14 protein-coding genes are annotated in these 16,082 nt (G+C 67.2%); 6 read left to right on the plus strand and 8 right to left on the minus strand.

The genetic code is table 11. The features are described from left to right. Positions 1-8: 8 nt before the first annotated feature. Positions 9-950: a DMT family transporter gene (locus KDW96_RS05830; RefSeq protein WP_255839497.1), complete on the minus strand. Its 942-nt coding sequence runs from the start codon at positions 948-950 to the stop codon at positions 9-11. A 97-nt stretch (positions 951-1,047) separates the two neighbouring features. After that, positions 1,048-2,259: an aromatic ring-hydroxylating oxygenase subunit alpha gene (locus KDW96_RS05835; protein ID WP_255839498.1), complete on the minus strand. Its 1,212-nt coding sequence runs from the start codon at positions 2,257-2,259 to the stop codon at positions 1,048-1,050. Positions 2,260-2,425: 166 nt separating this feature from the next. On the opposite strand from KDW96_RS05835, the gene KDW96_RS05840 reads away from it, so the two are divergent. From KDW96_RS05840 to gbcB, 5 genes are all read left to right on the plus strand, one after another. Then, entirely contained in the window at positions 2,426-3,376 is a 951-nt protein-coding gene (locus tag KDW96_RS05840) for a LysR substrate-binding domain-containing protein (protein WP_255839499.1), read from the plus strand. 266 nt (positions 3,377-3,642) lie between these two features. Further along, positions 3,643-4,533, plus strand: a complete 891-nt coding sequence (locus KDW96_RS05845; RefSeq protein WP_255839500.1) for a dihydrodipicolinate synthase family protein — start codon at positions 3,643-3,645, stop codon at positions 4,531-4,533. Between the two features lie 25 nt (positions 4,534-4,558). Beyond that, positions 4,559-5,887 carry an NAD(P)/FAD-dependent oxidoreductase gene (locus tag KDW96_RS05850; RefSeq protein WP_255839501.1) on the plus strand — a complete coding sequence of 443 codons (1,329 nt, stop codon included), beginning with the start codon at positions 4,559-4,561 and terminating at the stop codon, positions 5,885-5,887. 28 nt (positions 5,888-5,915) lie between these two features. Beyond that, positions 5,916-7,418 (plus strand): aldehyde dehydrogenase, encoded by a 1,503-nt coding sequence (locus KDW96_RS05855; RefSeq protein ID WP_255839502.1) that lies wholly within the window; start codon positions 5,916-5,918, stop codon positions 7,416-7,418. Positions 7,419-7,521: 103 nt separating this feature from the next. Continuing rightward, positions 7,522-8,631, plus strand: coding sequence for a glycine betaine monooxygenase reductase subunit (gene gbcB / locus KDW96_RS05860; protein ID WP_255839503.1), 1,110 nt, complete (start codon positions 7,522-7,524; stop codon positions 8,629-8,631). A gap of 9 nt (positions 8,632-8,640) precedes the next feature. On the opposite strand, the gene KDW96_RS05865 is transcribed toward gbcB, so the two are convergent. The 6 genes from KDW96_RS05865 to ppc form a co-directional block, all read right to left on the minus strand. After that, positions 8,641-9,501, minus strand: a complete 861-nt coding sequence (locus KDW96_RS05865) for a DUF72 domain-containing protein (protein ID WP_255839504.1) — start codon at positions 9,499-9,501, stop codon at positions 8,641-8,643. Continuing rightward, positions 9,501-9,842 carry a hypothetical protein gene (locus KDW96_RS05870; protein WP_255839505.1) on the minus strand — a complete coding sequence of 114 codons (342 nt, stop codon included), beginning with the start codon at positions 9,840-9,842 and terminating at the stop codon, positions 9,501-9,503. Before KDW96_RS05870 ends, KDW96_RS05865 begins: the two co-directional genes overlap by 1 nt. 116 nt (positions 9,843-9,958) lie before the next feature. Further along, entirely contained in the window at positions 9,959-10,639 is a 681-nt protein-coding gene (tsaB, locus tag KDW96_RS05875; protein WP_255839506.1) for a tRNA (adenosine(37)-N6)-threonylcarbamoyltransferase complex dimerization subunit type 1 TsaB, read from the minus strand. Between the two features lie 128 nt (positions 10,640-10,767). Next, complete coding sequence (locus tag KDW96_RS05880) at positions 10,768-11,826, minus strand: HAD family hydrolase (RefSeq protein WP_255839507.1); 1,059 nt, start codon at positions 11,824-11,826, stop codon at positions 10,768-10,770. A 175-nt stretch (positions 11,827-12,001) separates the two neighbouring features. Then, positions 12,002-12,649, minus strand: a complete 648-nt coding sequence (gene adk, locus KDW96_RS05885; RefSeq protein ID WP_255839508.1) for an adenylate kinase — start codon at positions 12,647-12,649, stop codon at positions 12,002-12,004. A gap of 249 nt (positions 12,650-12,898) precedes the next feature. Continuing rightward, positions 12,899-15,535, minus strand: a complete 2,637-nt coding sequence (gene ppc / locus KDW96_RS05890) for a phosphoenolpyruvate carboxylase (protein WP_255839509.1) — start codon at positions 15,533-15,535, stop codon at positions 12,899-12,901. Between the two features lie 185 nt (positions 15,536-15,720). Here ppc and KDW96_RS05895 point away from each other — a divergent pair, with 185 nt between their 5' ends. Next, complete coding sequence (locus KDW96_RS05895) at positions 15,721-16,065, plus strand: pilin assembly protein (protein WP_255839510.1); 345 nt, start codon at positions 15,721-15,723, stop codon at positions 16,063-16,065. Positions 16,066-16,082: the final 17 nt, after the last annotated feature.

A 16,082-nucleotide genomic window follows, 5' to 3' on the forward strand; every position in this document is an offset into this window, starting at 1 on the left:
ACGGCCTGCTAGGAGATCTCGTCCGTCTCCTCCGGCACCGGTACCGGCACCAACGCAGGCTCCGGCAAGGTGCCGCCCTGGCGAGACAGGATGATCGCCGCCGCCACCACCAGCAGGCCGCCGCCGAGCATGCCGGCGCTGATCTGTTCGCCGATCAGCAGCACGGCGATGGTCACCGCCACCACCGGCTCCAGGGTCGACAGGGTGGAGGCCGCGGACGAGCCGATCAGCGGCGAGCCGGCGAGGAAGAAGGCCACCGGCAGAATGGTGGCGAACAGCGCCAGGCCCAGCATCGACCACCAGGCCGGCGCCCCGGACGGCGTCGACGCCCCCCAGCACAGCGCGGCCACGGCGAAGGTCAGGGCGCAGCCCAGCAGCACCATGGCCGCCGAGGCCAGCGGCTGCTCGTGGCGGATGCTGTGGGTGCCGTAGATGATGGCCGCGCCGTAGCTCAGGGCCGAGAACAGCGCCCAGAGCACCCCGGACAGGTTGCCGCGCAGGCTCAGGCCGGTGGCCAGCAGCACGCCGCCCAGGGCCAGCACCAGGCTGAGCAATTTCAGCGGGCTGGTGCGCTCGCCCAGGTAGGCGATCGACAGGGCGGTGACGAAGGCCGGGAAGGAATACATCAGGATCACCGCCAGGCTCACCGAGGTGCTGCGGCTGGCGGTGTAGTAGCCCAGGGCAGTCAGGCCGTAGCCGATGCCCACCAGCAGGTTCTGCCAGGCCAGGCGCCCACGCGGCAGGCGAATACCGCGCAAGCGCAGGAACAGCATCAGGATCGAGGCGGCGATGGCGAAGCGCACCAGCAGCAGGCCCACCGGGTCGGCGCCACCGGCATAGGCGTATTGGGCGAACAGCGGCTGCAGGCCGTAGCAGAAGGCCGACAGCAGCACGAGCATTAAGCCGCGGGCATAGGCGCTGCCGAGTAGCGGGATGGACGCAGGCTGCATCGCTGATGCTCCTGTAAGAAGATACGCTCGGGGAAACCAAAAGCCCCGCATGACCGGGAAGGGCCATACGGGGCAGTGCGTGTTGTCGGTGGGCGCGTCAGTCGGCCAGCTTGCGCGCCATGGTGGCGCAGTACCAGTCGTCGAACTGGCACACGCCGTTCTCGGCGATCGAGGAATACGGGCCCGGCTCATAGGCCGGCGAGTTGACCCCGGCCTGGGTGCCCTCGACCAGGCGGCGATCCTGGTCGTTGGTGGCCAGCCACACCCGGGTCAGGGTCTCCAGGTCGTAGTCGAGGCCTTCCTGGGCATCCTTGGGCACCAGCCACTTGGTGGTCACCAGGGTCTCGTTGGGCCCCATCGGCAGCACGCGGAAGCTCAGGGCGTGGTCGCCGAGGAAGTGGTTCCAGGTCGAGGGGTAGTTGAAGTACAGCAGGGCGCCGATGTTCTCCACGCCGCTGGTGTCCAGGCGCCGACTCACCGCTGGCTTGCCGTTCATGGTGTAGCTGACGGCGCCGGAGGACAGCGGAATGCGGGTCATGCGGAACTGGCCGTTCTCGTCCATCACCAGGCGGCTGGGCAGGCCGCCCGCCTCGCAGCTGTCCCAGTGGGCGACCAGTTCGGGGTCCTCTTCACCGCCGACCCCGGCCACCGAGAGGTTCTCGACGAAGGAGTTCATCAGCTCCGGGTGGGTGCCGTCGCAGTGGAAACACTCGCGGTTGTTCTCGAACACCAGCTTCCAGTTACCCTTCTCCACCAGGTTGGACTCGAAGGCCACCTTGCAGTCGTCGAGGTTGTGCGGGGCGATGAAGGGCGACAGGGCGGCGCGGAATTTCTCGAAGTCCGGCGCCTGCTCGGCCACGCAGACATAGATGTAGCTGTTGACCACCTCGCAGTGGGCGGACTTGAGGCCGTACTCGGCGTTGTTGAAGTCCACGCCCATGTTGCCGGCGAACAGCAGCTTGCCGTCCAGGTCGAAGGTCCATTTGTGGTAGGGGCAGACCAGCTTGGCCACCTTGCCGCTGGCCTCGCTGCATACCTTGGAGCCGCGATGGCGGCAGGCGTTGTGCAGCGCGCGGATCTGGCCGTCGCCGCCGCGCACCACCACTACCGGGTAGTCGCCGATCTGCAGGGTCAGGTACTGGCCCGGTTTCTCCAGCTCGAAGGTGTGCCCGGCGAAGATCCACTCCTTGTGCCAGATCTGCTCCAGGTCCTGGCGATACACCTCGGCATCGCTGTACAAGGCCGTCGGCAGCGCATGACGCGGCTTGCGCTGCTGGATGAGTTCTGCAACCTTCGCTTTGTTGTTCACGTTATCGGCACTCCAACACTTATCCGGATGATCCAACGGGCGCTATCGGATAACCTCCGAGCCCGATTGCGGGCGGCAACGCCGTTTTTGGCACAGTCGAAAGTCTAGTGCGGGGCTATAGTCGGCAGAACCGACTTTTTATTCAGGAAATTGAATACTTGCCGTTATGGTTAAACACACTGAACCCGATCAGACGCTGATCAAGATGCCCTCGCTGCGCGCGGTGAAGTCCTTCGTGGCCGCGGCCAAGTACCAGAACTTCACCCGTGCCGCCGAGGCCCTGTGCGTGACCCAGGCGGCGATCAGCCGGCAGATTCGCGAGCTGGAGACCTACCTGGGCGCCGAGCTGTTCAAGCGCGCCGGCCGCGCGGTGGAGCTGACCGCCGCCGGCGCCATCTTCTTCGATGCCGCCCAGCTGTCGTTCGTCAACATCGCCCAGGCGGCCGAGCGCATCCGCAGCCGCAACGTCGGCAAGCGGGTGCTGACCCTGTGCTGCTCGCCGGCGTTCTCGGCCATGTGGCTGGCGCACCGCCTCCCGAGCTTCTTCAGCGCCAACCCGGACGTCGACCTCAACCTGATCACCACGCAGAACTTCCTGTCCATGGAACCCGGGGTGCGCCCGGACATCTTCATCACCAAGATGGCCAAGATCCGCGCCGGCTACCGCAGCCTGCCGATGTTCCACGACGTCATCTACCCGGTGTGCACCCCGCGCTACCTGGAACAGCACCCGGAGCTCGGCAGCCTGGAGGGGCTGCGCGACAGCGTGCTGCTCAACCTCAGCCCCTACGGCCGCTCGCAGGTGGCCGAGCACGTCGACTGGGGCGTCTGGCTGGCCTTCCACGACGTCGATATCGAGGCGCGCGGCAGCGACAGCCCGCACTTCTTCAACGCCAACGACTACAACATGCTGGTGCAGATGGTCCTCAACCACCAGGGCGTGGCCCTGGGCTGGCACCACCTGGTCGGTCATCTGGTCGAGCAGGGCCTGCTGGTGCGTCCGGTGCCCGAGCAGGTGGTGCACAAGGAGAGCCAGCACTACCTGACCTTCAACGAAGACAAGGAAGACGACGAGGCCTGTTGCCGCCTTCGCGACTGGCTGATGGAGCAACTTTGATAACGGCCGGTTATTGGCTGCCACAACCCCACGTTATCCATATCCAGTACAAGGCGAGTTGAACTTTCAAGCGTTCGCCTTCCCCCCAATAAGAGGACCTGCCTGGCGCAGGTTTTTTTATGCCTGAAGCCCCCATTCTCGGCCCATCCATAACCTTTGATTATTAATTAACGGCCCTAAATGTTTCTTGTTGCCGGGCGCAGAACGGCCGTAACCTTTTTCTCGAAATCGACCCAACATTCAACTTCTTGGAATCAGGTGATCGCATGAACTTCGATGGTATTTGGACTCCCGTGGTAACGCCCTTCAACCAGGATGGGGCGATCAACTTCGCCGCCCTGCGCGAGGTCATCGACAGCCTGATCGGCGACGGCGTGCACGGCCTGATCATCGGCGGCACCACCGGCGAGTACTACGCCCTGAGCAATGCCGAGCGCAAGCAGCTGTTCGACGCGGTCGCCGAGCAGGCCAAGGGCCGCATCACCCTGATGGCCGGGATCAACGCCACCAGCACCGAGGAAAGCCTGGACCTGGGCCGCTACGCCAAGGCCGCCGGCTACGACTGCATCCTCCTGGCCGCGCCCTACTACTGCCAGCCGACCCAGGAAGAACTGCTGGCCCATGCCCTGTGCGTCGACGATGCCCTGGACATGCCGATCATGCTCTACAACTTCCCGGCCCGTACCGGCACGCCGATGAGCTTCGAGTTCATCGACGCCCTCAAGGGCCGGCCGAACTTCCAGGCGATCAAGGAGAGCACCGGCTCGATCGAGCGCATGCACACCCTGACCCAGGAATACGCCGACCAGCTGCAGACCAGCTGCGGCATGGACGACCAGGTGCTGGAGTACTTCACCTGGGGTGCGCGCAGCTGGGTCTGCGGCGCCTCCAACTTCCTCGCCCGCGAGCACGTGGCCCTGTACCAGGCCTGCGTGGTCGAGCAGGACATGCTCAAGGGTCGCCAGCTGGCCCAGCGCCTGTTGCCGATGCTCAACCTGCTCGAGGGCGGCGGCAAGTTCTGCCAGTACATCAAGCAGGGCTGCGAGTTGGCCGGCCTGCCGGTGGGCGTGACCCGCCGTCCCCTGCTGCCGCTGAACGACGCCGAGAAGTCCGCCTTCAAGCAGACCTACGAGCAGCTCATCGCCCATCGCGGCTAACCCTTCGGGCGTGGAGGCACTCCCTATGCAACTGCACTGCAATTCCCTGCCCCAGAACGATGGGCGCTGCGGTTGGTACGAGACCCTGCCGCCACCGCCGCCGAGCACGCCGCTGCGCGGCACCGTACAGGCCGACTGGGTGGTGCTCGGCGCCGGCTACGCCGGCCTGGCCGCCGCCCGCCGTCTGGCCGAACTGCAGCCCGAGGCCTCGGTGGTGCTGATCGACGCCAAGCGCGTCGGCTTCGGCGCCGCCGGGCGCAACTCCGGCTTCATGGTCGACCTGCCCCACGACCTGACCTCCCACAGCTACACCAGCAGTCACGAGGCCGACCACAAGACCATCCGCCTGAGCCGCGGCGCCATCGACTACACCCGCGAGATCGTCCAGCGCCACGGCATCGACTGCGACTGGCGCGAGCAGGGCAAGCTGCATGGCGCGGCCAACGAGCGCGGTGGCCTGGCCCTGGATGAATTCGCCAAGGGCCTGAGCGTCCTCGGCGAGCCCTATCGCCTGCTCGATGCCGGGCAGATGAAGGCCGTCACCGGCAGCGACTTCTACCAGGCCGGCCTGCATGCGCCGGGTGCGGTGCTGGTGCAGCCGGCGGCGCTGGCGCGCGGTTTGGGCCAGAGCCTGCCAGCCAACGTGCGGCTGTTCGAGGAAAGCCCGGTGCTGGACATCGTGGTGGGCAAGCCGCACACCCTGACCACCGCCGAGGGCTGCGTGAAGGCGCCGCGCCTGGTGCTGGCCAACAACGCCTATGCCTCGAGTTTCGGTGAGCTGGGCCTCAAGGGTCGCCTGCTGCCGGTGTACACCTACGGCAGCATGACCCGCCAGCTGACCGAGGAAGAGCAGGCGCGCCTGGGCGGTGAGCAGAGCTGGGGCCTGATTCCGGCCGACCCGCTGGGCTCCACCGTGCGCCGCCTGGCCAATGGGCGCATCTGCGTGCGCAACTCCTTCACCTACAACCCGGACGTGCACGCCTCGGCTGGCACCCTGCAACGGGTGCTCAAGGCCCACCGCACCTCCTTCGCGCGGCGCTTCCCGATGCTCCCGGAGGTCGACTTCGAATACACCTGGGGCGGCGCCCTGTGCCTCTCGCGCAACGCCGGCTCGGTGTTCGGCGAGCTCGCCCCCGGCGTGTTCGGCGCCATGTGCTGCAACGGCCTGGGCCTGACCCGCGGCACCATCTCCGGCAAGTTGATCGCCGAGTACGCCCTGGGGATGGACAGCGACCTGCTGAGCATCATGCTGGAACAGCCCAAGCCCAGCCGCAATCCGCCCGAACCCCTGCTCGGGATCGGCGTGCGCTCCTCCATCGCCTGGAAAGAGTGGTCCGCCGGCGTAGAACTCTGAAACTGTCCCAATCTTCAGGAGAACAACAATGACTGACGCCCTCACCCGCAGCGCCATCGACCAGCAGCTCGAGCGCCTGGAATACCGCAACCTGGCCTTCATCAACGGCCGCTTCGTCGCCGCCCGTTCGGGCGCCACCTTCGCCACCCTCAACCCGGCCACCGGCCAGGTGCTGACCGAGGTCGCCGCCTGCGACGCCGAGGACATCGATGCCGCCGTGCAGGCCGCCCGCGCCGCCTTCGACGCCGGGGTCTGGTCGAAGCTGGCGCCGGCCGAGCGCAAGGCCATCATGCTGCGCTTCGCCGACCTGATCGATGCCAATCGCCTGGAACTGTCGGTACTGGAGTCCCTGGAGGCCGGCAAGCCGGTCGGCGAGTGCTTCGGCATCGACATCCCCGACACCGCCAACACCATCCGCTGGCACGCCGAGGCCGGCGACAAGCTGTACGACGCCATCTCGCCGTCCAGCCCGGGCAACGTGGGCATGATCCGCCGCGAGCCGATCGGCGTGGTCGGCGCCGTGCTGCCGTGGAACTTCCCCTGCATGATGGCCGGCTGGAAGCTCGGCCCGGCGCTGATCACCGGCAACAGCGTGGTCCTCAAGCCCGCCGAGCTGACCTCCCTGGCCACCCTGCGCCTGGCCGAGCTGGCCTTCGAGGCCGGCATCCCGGCCGGCGTGCTCAACGTGGTGCCGGGCCTGGGCCACACCGCCGGCAAGGCCATCGGCCTGCACCCGGACATCGACCTGGCGGCCTTCACCGGCTCCACCGAGGTCGGCCGGCTGTTCCTCGAGTACTCGGCCAAGAGCAACCTCAAGCGCGTGGTGCTGGAGTGCGGCGGCAAGAACCCCCAGGTGGTGATGGGCGATGCCGGCGACCTTTCGGCAGTGGCCGGCAACGTGCTCGCCGCAGCCTTCTGGAACATGGGTGAGAACTGCTCGGCCGGCTCCCGGCTGATCGTTCATCGCTCGCTCAAGGATGCGCTGCTCAAGGAAATGCTCAGCCAGCTGGAAGACTGGGCCACCGGCGACCCGCTGGACCCGAGCGTACGCCTCGGGGCGCTGATCGAAGAGGCGCACATGGCCAAGGTCCTGGGGCATATCGAGCAGGCCAAGGCCGAGGGCTGCAAGCTGGTCACCGGTGGCGTGCGCCTGCATGCCGAGAGCGGCGGCTATTTCGTCGCCCCGACCATCTTCGAAGCCGACTCCAACGCCGCCTCGGTGGCCCAGGAAGAGATCTTCGGCCCGGTGCTGGCGGTGATCGCCTTCGACACCGAAGAAGAGGCCATCGCCATCGCCAACGACACCTGCTACGGCCTGGCCGCCTCCCTGTGGACCGCCAACATCAACACCGCCCACCGCATGTCGGCGGCCATCCGCGCCGGCACCGTGTCGGTCAACTGCTTCTCCGAGGGCGACATCTGCACCCCGTTCGGCGGCTACAAGCAGTCCGGCTTCGGCGGCCGCGACAAGTCGATCTATGCCCACGACCAGTACTGCGAGTTGAAGACCACCTGGATCCAGTTGTCCTGACGCCAGCCTCTCCCGGCCGCACCCGCGGCCGCTCCCCCTAGATCGACAGTCCCCTCCCGGCAACCGCCGGCGAGGGGGCTTTGCCTATTGCCGAGAAACGCCCATGCACAGCCTCACCAGCAGTGATTACCTCAACCCGGTCAGCACCCAGACCTGGGCCAACGGCCGCCATCTGGTACGCTGCCTCAAGGTCATCCGGGAAACCGCGGACGTCATCACCTACTGCTTCAGCATGCAGGAGCCGGTGCTGTTCTTCTTCAAGCCCGGGCAGTTCGTCACCCTGGAGCTGGAGATCGACGGCGAGCAGGTGATGCGCTCCTACACCATCTCCAGCGCGCCCTCGATTCCCTACAGCTTCTCCATCACGATCAAGCGTGTGCCCGGCGGCCTAGTATCGAACTGGCTGCACGAACACCTGAAGGAAGGCGAGGTGATCGCCGTGCACGGCCCGGTCGGCCAGTTCAACTGCATCGACTACCCGGCCGACAAGGTGCTGCTGCTCTCCGGCGGCGTCGGCATCACCCCGGTGATGTCCATGGCCCGTTGGTTTTTCAACACCAACAGCGAAGTCGACATGGTGTTCGCCCACAGCGCGCGCACCCCGGCCGACATCATCTACCGAGCCGAACTGGACTACATGTCCACGCGCATCGACAACTTCAAGCTGCACCTGATCTGCGAACGCAACGAGACCGGGCAGATCTGGGGCGGCTACCGCGGCTTCCTCAGCCGCGAGATGCTCCAGCTGATCGCCCCGGACTTCCTCGAGCGCGAGGTGTTCTGCTGCGGCCCGGCGTCCTACATGCGCGCCGTGCGGCGCCTGCTCACCGAGGCCGGCTACGACATGGCGCGCTACCACGAGGAGTCTTTCGGCGAGACGCCTGCCGAGGACATTGCCAGCGCCGAGGAACAGGCGGCAGAGGCCCAGGCCCTGGCCGACGAACCCCAGGTCAGTCACTGGGTGACCTTCAGCGACTCTGGAAAATCGGTGCAGGCGCCACTGGGTGCGACCCTCTACGAGGCGGCCGCCAGTGCCGGCCTGACCATTCCCAAGGCCTGCGGCATGGGCATCTGCGGCACCTGCAAGGTGCGCGTGGCAAGCGGCGAGACCGCCATGGAGCACAACGGCGGCATCAGCGAGGAAGAGATCGCCGAGGGCTTCGTGCTGAGCTGCTGCACCCGGGTCACCGGCGCCGTCGAGGTGGAGTACTAGAGACCGGCCTCAGAGCAGCGCCAGCTGCTCTCGAGTATCTGGCGGAGTCGGCTCCGGCAGCACCGCCAGGCCGGGCAAACGCTGCCTCAGCTGGGCATGAAAACGCCGCGCCAGCTGCGCCGCCAGGCGGTTGTCCGGGGTGTGCAGGAAGGCATAGGGGGTGCGCCCCGCCTCGATCCAGGCGGCGACCTTGTCCAGCCAGGGCGCCATAAAGGCATCGTTGGCCGCCAGCTCCGGGTGGCCGATGAAACGCAACTGCGGCGCCTGGCTGAAGGCGGTCGGGCGCACCGGCAGGCGCGGCTTCTTCGCCTGGGCATGGTGCACGGCGGGTTCGTCCGAGTTACAACTGAACAGCGCCCGCGAATCCAGGCAGATTCGCTCGATCCCCTGCCCCAGCAGCAGACGGTTGAGCGCCCGCTCCTCCTCGCCCCTGGCGAAGAACGCCGGGTGGCGCAGCTCCACCGCCAGATCGGCGCCCGCCCAGTGCTCGACGAAGGCAGCCAGCTCCCCCAGGCGCGACGGACCGAAGCTCGCCGGCAGTTGCAGCCAGAACGGCGCCACACGGTCGCCGAGGGGCGCGAGCAGGCGGCGAAAGCTGTCGGCGGCGCCCAGTTGCTCACGCAGATCGCCGCCATGGCTGATATCCCGCGGCAGTTTGGCGCAGAAGCGAAACTGCGCCGGCATCGCCGCGGCCCAGCGGGCGACGGTATCGGGCGAGGGACTGGCATAGAAGGTGGTGTTGCCCTCCACCGCATTGAACAGCTGCGTGTAGAGCGGCAGGAAGTCGTGCGCCCGGGCGTTTTCCGGGTACAGCGAGCCGCGCCAGGCCGGCTCGCTCCAGGACGGGCATCCGAGGAAATAGGGCAGCACTAGGCGTAGAGGTCGAGACCCAGCACCTGCTGCGCGTCGGACTCGCTGGCAAAGGCGGCGGTGCTGCTGTAGCTGGCGAGGGCCTGGGCGGCGCGGTTGCTCAGCGTGGGGCGGTAGTCGGGCTCCTGGGCCCGCGCCGACAGGTTGTCGCTGCCGCCGCTGGCGGCCTGAACCCGGCGCAATTGCGGCAGCTGCTCGAAGCCCTGGCTGCTGGCCGGTGCGGCCGGCTGCTCACGACGCGCCTCGACTTCCCGCTGGGTCTCGCGATAGGGCGTGACCGCCGTCCCCGAGCGGGGGCCGCGATCTGGCGAGTAGGGAGCGATGGAGCCGTCGATGCGCATCAGTTACTGCTCGGCCGGGTGGGCCAACTGTGTGGGATTTGACCAATCTACCGCCGTCGACCCGGCTTGGCAATCGAGCACTGGGCCGCGAGCCGCGCCAGATCGGCCGCAGCCGACTATTGCGGGGCCTTGGGCGTGGCGACCTGGTCGCGCAGGTACACTGGCTGCGCCTGGTCGGCCGGCAGCGCCTCGCCACGGGCCCAGGCGAAGCGGGCCAGGCTGAGCAGGTCTTCGGCGTGGGGCAGCATCGCGCCGTCCTGTCCGGCCAGCATCGCCGGCAGCCGGGCGGCGTGAGTGCCCCAGCCGGTGCCGGCGCCGAACCAGTCGCCGGCGGCCTCGCGCGGCAGCCCGGCCAGCTCCGGCGGCAGCACCGCCTCGTCACCGAGCAGGCGCATCTCGCCCTGATCGGCGCGGTAGCAACCCCAGTAGACCTCGTCCATCCGCGCATCGATGGCCGCGGCTACCTGCTGCGCGCCGTGCTCGCGCAGCGCCCGCTGCGCCAGCACGGCCAGATCGGAGATCGGCAGCACCGGTCTATCCAGGCCGAAAGCCAGGCCCTGGACCACGCCAATGGCGATGCGCACGCCGGTGAAGGCACCGGGTCCACGGCCGAAGGCGATGGCATCGACGGCCGACAGGGCGACACCCGCCTCGTCCAGCAACGTCTTGATCATCGGCAGCAGCCGCTGGGCGTGCAGGCGCGGAATCACTTCATAGTGGCTGTACACCCGGTCGTCATGCAGCAGGGCGACGGAGCAGGCTTCGGTGGCGGTATCGAGGGCCAGCAGAGTGGTCATGGCGAATGGGCAGACTGGAGATTGGCCGGGCATTAAAACGGTTTACGCGCGTTTTGGCCAGCCGCCGCCCCGTCATTGCGACGGCGCGGCAGTCTGGCACCCACCACCGGGGGGCGGGTGCCTGGACTTCAGTGCAGCTGGTCGGGGCTGACCACCAGCCAGTTCTTGTCGGCGGTCACCGGCAGGCCCAGTTCGGCCTGGCGCTTGGCCGCGGATGCCTGCCAGTCCTTGACCTGCTGGATGTACTTGGCCTTGCGATCGACCCAGATGCGCAGGCCGCCCTTGCTGGTATCGGTGGCGTTGAACAGCATGTAGCCATCGGACAACGGGGTGTCGCCGGCCACCAGCACCGGCATCTTCCACTGGTCGATCCAGCCGAAGATGGACCCGAGCTTGCCTTCGTACCAGGTCATCGGGTTCATCAGGTAGGGGGTCAGCTCCAGGTCGAGGTTTTTCGCCGGGTCATAGTTGCCCTTCTGCACCTGCAGGCGCGAGGTGGTCAGGGCGCCGGTCTTGCGGTCCTTGAGCAGCATGTTGACGCCGATAACGTTCTGCGGCTTGACGTTGTAGCCGTACTTCGGGTCGCTGGCGATCATCCGCACCAGCTCCTCGCTGGCGGCGCTGATCACGTAGACCTCGATGCCGTTTTCCTGCAGGCGGTTGTACAGCTCCTGCATGCCGGCGAAGGGCTTGGGCGGGTTGACGCTGCCCTCGACCACCTTGTCGCCGTCGTAATACTTCAGCGGGATCGGCTTGCCGTAGGCCATGACCTCGTCGACATAACCCTTGAGCTCGCGCAGGGTGAAGCCGGAGAAGATCTGCGCCACCCAGGGGTAGCACACCAGGTTGTCGACTTCGCACAGGCGGTAGTAGTAGCTGTTGAGGCTTTCCTTGAACGCCGGGGTGTCCTTGAACGGAATCAGCTTGAGCGAGGGATCCATGGTCTCGCGGGTCAGCACACCCTTCATTTCCAGATAGGGCAGCAGCGACTCCTCGATGTCGAACTGGTAGGTGGTGTTGTCCATGTCGAAGACCGCGTAAGCGCCCTTGTTGGCGTTGGCGGCGATCATGCTGTCGATCTTGGCGGCCGCCTCGCTGGGCCAGTGCTGCAGCTCGGTAGCGGCCACGGCGCCCAGGGACGCAACGCTCATGGCCAAACCCATCATCCACGCCTGCATAACTCTCATGTGTTCTCCTACTTCCGTTTAGTGAGGAATGAAGCCTATCTGGTATAGACCAGAGACTCGAGCCTAGCTTGCCCGAACAAGATGACTGTTCCGAGAACGACGACAACCCGGCTGCCGCAACGCCAGAAACGACAACGGCCCGCAAGCGGGCCGTTGTTTCAAGGAGACCGAGAACTCAGCTGAGCGCGGCCAGTACCTTGGCGGTGATCTCGTCCACCGAACCGACGCCGGCGACGGCGCTGTATTTCGGCGTGCCTTCGCTGGCGGCCAACTGCTGGTAGAAGTTGACCAGCGGCTTGGTCTGCGAGTGGTAGACCGACAGGCGATGACGCACGGTCTCTTCCTTGTCGTCGTCGCGCTGGATCAGCTCGTCGCCGGTTTCGTCGTCGAGGCCGGCAACCTTGGGCGGGTTGTGCTCGGTGTGGTAGACGCGGCCGGACGCCGGGTGCACGCGACGGCCGGCGATGCGGCTGACGATTTCCTCGTCGTCGACGGCGATCTCGACCACGTAATCGATGGTCACGCCGGCTTCCTTCAGGGCTTCGGCCTGGGGAATGGTGCGCGGGAAGCCGTCGAAGAGGAAGCCGCCGGCGCAATCCGGCTGAGCGATGCGCTCCTTGACCAGGTTGATGATCAGGTCGTCGGAGACCAGGCCGCCGGCGTCCATGACGCTCTTGGCCTTCAGGCCCAGCTCGGTGCCGGCCTTGACCGCCGCGCGCAGCATGTCGCCGGTGGAGATTTGCGGAATGCCGAACTTCTTGGTGATGAAGCCAGCCTGGGTACCTTTACCGGCACCGGGCGCCCCCAGCAGAATCACGCGCATCGATGTGCTCCTCAAGACTTAAATAGAAAATCGTCGGACTCGCCTCTTGGGGCCAATCTCAGAATGGTTTCGGCAGCACTGCGCACGGGTGCCTGACTGCCAGAAGGCCGATCAAGATACACAGCGCATCCCTGGCGCACAAGCCACCGAAAGTCGCACAGGCTGTCGCAGCCCGGACGCCTGAAAGACGCCCGCCGAGCCGCTTACAGCCACCGCCCGGCGCCTGGCCAGGACGCCGGGACAGCTTGATCAGCCGGTGTTGCGCAGCCCTGCGGCGATGCCCGCGACACTGACCAGCAAGGCCTGCTCCAGAGGGCTGTCGGCCTCATCCTGGCGCTGTCTGGAGCGCGCCAGCAGCTCGGCCTGCAGCAGGTGCAGAGGGTCCAGATAGGTGTTGCGCACGCTGATGAACTCCAGGGTCTCGGGGCTGTGCGCCAGCAGCTGCGACTGACCGGTCAGCCCCAGCACCGCGGCCACCGCCTGCGACAATAGGTCGCGCAGATGCTCGCCCAGACGTCGCAAATCCGATTGAACGAGGCGCTCATCGTACAGGCGGGCAATCGCCGCGTCGGCCTTGGCCAGGACCATTTCCAGCATGTCGATGCGGGTGCGGAAGAACGGCCAGTGCTCGCGCATCTGCCCGAGCAGCTCGCCTTCGCCGCGCTTCAACGCGTTGCACAGGGCGTACTCCCAGCCGAGCCAGGCCGGCAGCATCAAGCGCGTCTGGGTCCAGGCGAAGATCCAGGGGATCGCCCGCAGGCTTTCCACCCCGCCCGCGCGGCGCTTGGCCGGCCGGCTGCCGAGGGGCAGCCGGCCGAGCTCCTGCTCCGGGGTGGCCTGGCGGAAATATTCGACGAACTGCGGGTGTTCGCGCACCACGCCGCGGTAGGCGGTGACGCCATCGGCGGCCAGCCGGTCCATCAGCTCGCGCCAGGCCGGCTCGGGGGTTGGCGGCGGCAGCAGGGTGGCCTCCAGCACGGCGGCCAGGTAGAGATTGAGGTTCTGTTCGGCGACATCCGGCAAGCCGAACTTGAAGCGGATCATCTCGCCCTGCTCGGTAGTGCGGAAGCGCCCCGCCACCGAGCCCGGCGGCTGCGACAGGATCGCCGCATGGGCCGGACCGCCGCCCCGACCGACGGTACCGCCGCGGCCGTGGAACAGCAGCAGTTCGACCCCATGGCCAGCGCAGACCTGCACCAGGGTCTCCTGGGCGCGGTACTGGGCCCAAGCCGCCGCCGTGGTGCCGGCATCCTTGGCCGAGTCGGAATAGCCGATCATCACCTCCTGCGGCCCCGCCAGGCGCGCGCGGTACCCCGGCAGGCCGAGCAGGCGGTCGATCGCGGGCCCGGCGTGATCCAGGTCGGCAAGGGTCTCGAACAGCGGCACCACACGCATCGGCCGCTGCAGGCCGGCTTCCTTGAGCAGCAACTGCACCGCCAGCACATCGGAAGGCGCGCCGGCCATGGAGATCACGTAGGAACCCAGCGAGGCGGCCGGCGCCGCCGCCACTTCGCGGCAGGTGGCCAACACTTCGGCGGTTTCGGCACTCGGCTCGAAATGCGTTGGCAGCAAGGGCCGACGATTGTCCAGCTCGGCCAGCAGGAAGCCCTGGCGGGCCTCTTCGCCCCACTCGGCGTAGCGCCCCAGGCCCAGGTAGTCGGTGATCTCGTCGAGCGCCGCAGTATGGCGGCTGGCATCCTGGCGCACGTCCAGACGCACCAGGAACAGGCCGAAGGTCACGGCGCGGCGCAGGCAGTCGAGCAACGGGCCATCGGCGATCACGCCCATGCCGCAGGCGTGCAGGGACCGGTAGCACAGGTTCAAGGGTTCGAGCAGTGCAGCATTGTCCTGCAGCACTGCCGCCGAGGGCGTTACCGGGCCCTGCAAAGAATCCTGGGCCCAGGCGCGGGTCGCCCGCAGACGCTCACGCAACTGCTTGAGCAGGCTGCGATAGGGCTCGGCGCTGTCGCCGACGCGGGCCCGCAGTTCGTCGCTGGCCTGCTGCATGGACAGCTCGGCGGCCAGCTGTTCGAGGTCGCGCAGGTACAGATCGGCGGCCATCCAGCGTGCCAGCAACAGCACCTCGCGGGTCACCGTCGCGGTGACATTGGGGTTGCCGTCGCGGTCACCACCCATCCAGGAGGCGAACCGGATGGGCGCCGCCTCCAGCGGCAAACGCTGGCCCGTCGCCGCCTGCAGGGCGCGGTCGGCCTGGCGCAGAAAGTTCGGCACGGCCTGCCACAAGGAATGCTCGATCACCGCGAAGCCCCACTTGGCCTCGTCCACCGGACTCGGCCGGCTGCGGCGAATCTCCTCGGTATGCCAGGCCTCGGCGATCAGCCGCTGCAGGCGCTGACCCACCTGTTCGCGCTCGGCGGCAGACAGGTCGCTGTGATCCTGGGCCGCCAGCTGGGCGGACATGGCGTCGTACTTCTGGATCAGGGTGCGACGCGCCACCTCGGTCGGGTGGGCGGTCAGCACCAGCTCGATCTCCAAGCCGCCGAGCTGGCGCGCCAAGGCCTCGGGGGCATGTCCACCGGCCCGCAGGCGCTGCAGCAGGTCGGGCAGCACCCGCGCCTCGAACGGCTCGGGCTCGTCGGCGCCGCGGCGGCGCACGCGGTGGTACTGCTCGGCGATATTGGCCAGGTTGAGGAACTGATTGAAGGCACGCGCCACCGGTAGCAGCTCATCATCGGCAAGCCCATCGAGGGCCGTGCTGAGCTGCTCGGCGCCGGCGGCGGAGCCCCGCCGAGCCGCCTTGGCGCCCTTGCGGATGCGCTCGATCTTGCCCAGAAAGGCCGTGCCGAGCTGGGCACTGATGGTATGGCCGAGCAACTCGCCGAGCTGGTGCACATCCTCGCGCAAGCGCGCGTCGATTTCCGTCATGGTCAATCCTCCGTCGGTGGCTGGCTCAAGAGTGCCCAGCGCGGCAACTTCTTACAAGGGCGCGACGCCGAACCTGCTGGCGCCGGGAGCGGTCTAGTCTAGATAGAAAGGGGGCGCGAAAGGCCTGGCCCCCTTTGAGCGGATAGCACACCGTTTACCTGCAGCAGGCAAAGGACGAGGTAGTTATGAAGATTCGCGAGCTTGTCCATCACTGGGAACAGAACGCCAAGGGCCGCCTGACCCGCAACACCTACCAGATCCACCTTGACCTGGAAGCTGCTGCGCGCCTGGCGGCGCTGACCGAGATGTACCCCAAGCACCACACCGAAGAGCTGCTGGGCGAGCTGATCGGCGCGGCCCTCGAGGAACTGGAGGCCAGCCTGCCCTACGTCAAGGGCAGTCAGGTCGTGGCGACCGACGAACTGGGGGACCCGCTGTACGAAGACATCGGCCCGACCCCGCGTTTTCTTGCCCTGTCACGCAAGTACCTGCGTGAACTGATGCAACAACAGGACAGCGCCGAGCACTGAGCCCGGCGCCCCCCCGG

Origin of the sequence: Pseudomonas benzenivorans (genome assembly GCF_024397895.1) — a bacterium.
GTDB classification, from domain to species: Bacteria; Pseudomonadota; Gammaproteobacteria; order Pseudomonadales; family Pseudomonadaceae; genus Aquipseudomonas; species Aquipseudomonas benzenivorans_A.

What these genes read in the sequence shown, in the direction of transcription:
- KDW96_RS05830 (WP_255839497.1), bottom strand. Translation starts at nt 950, where the DNA reads ATGCAGCCTGCGTCCATCCCGCTACTCGGCAGCGCCTATGCCCGCGGC.
- KDW96_RS05840 (WP_255839499.1), top strand. Translation starts at nt 2,426, where the DNA reads ATGGTTAAACACACTGAACCCGATCAGACGCTGATCAAGATGCCCTCG.
- KDW96_RS05845 (WP_255839500.1), top strand. Translation starts at nt 3,643, where the DNA reads ATGAACTTCGATGGTATTTGGACTCCCGTGGTAACGCCCTTCAACCAG.
- KDW96_RS05850 (WP_255839501.1), top strand. Translation starts at nt 4,559, where the DNA reads ATGCAACTGCACTGCAATTCCCTGCCCCAGAACGATGGGCGCTGCGGT.
- KDW96_RS05855 (WP_255839502.1), top strand. Translation starts at nt 5,916, where the DNA reads ATGACTGACGCCCTCACCCGCAGCGCCATCGACCAGCAGCTCGAGCGC.
- gbcB (WP_255839503.1), top strand. Translation starts at nt 7,522, where the DNA reads ATGCACAGCCTCACCAGCAGTGATTACCTCAACCCGGTCAGCACCCAG.
- KDW96_RS05870 (WP_255839505.1), bottom strand. Translation starts at nt 9,842, where the DNA reads ATGCGCATCGACGGCTCCATCGCTCCCTACTCGCCAGATCGCGGCCCC.
- tsaB (WP_255839506.1), bottom strand. Translation starts at nt 10,639, where the DNA reads ATGACCACTCTGCTGGCCCTCGATACCGCCACCGAAGCCTGCTCCGTC.
- KDW96_RS05880 (WP_255839507.1), bottom strand. Translation starts at nt 11,826, where the DNA reads ATGAGAGTTATGCAGGCGTGGATGATGGGTTTGGCCATGAGCGTTGCG.
- adk (WP_255839508.1), bottom strand. Translation starts at nt 12,649, where the DNA reads ATGCGCGTGATTCTGCTGGGGGCGCCCGGTGCCGGTAAAGGTACCCAG.
- ppc (WP_255839509.1), bottom strand. Translation starts at nt 15,535, where the DNA reads ATGACGGAAATCGACGCGCGCTTGCGCGAGGATGTGCACCAGCTCGGC.
- KDW96_RS05895 (WP_255839510.1), top strand. Translation starts at nt 15,721, where the DNA reads ATGAAGATTCGCGAGCTTGTCCATCACTGGGAACAGAACGCCAAGGGC.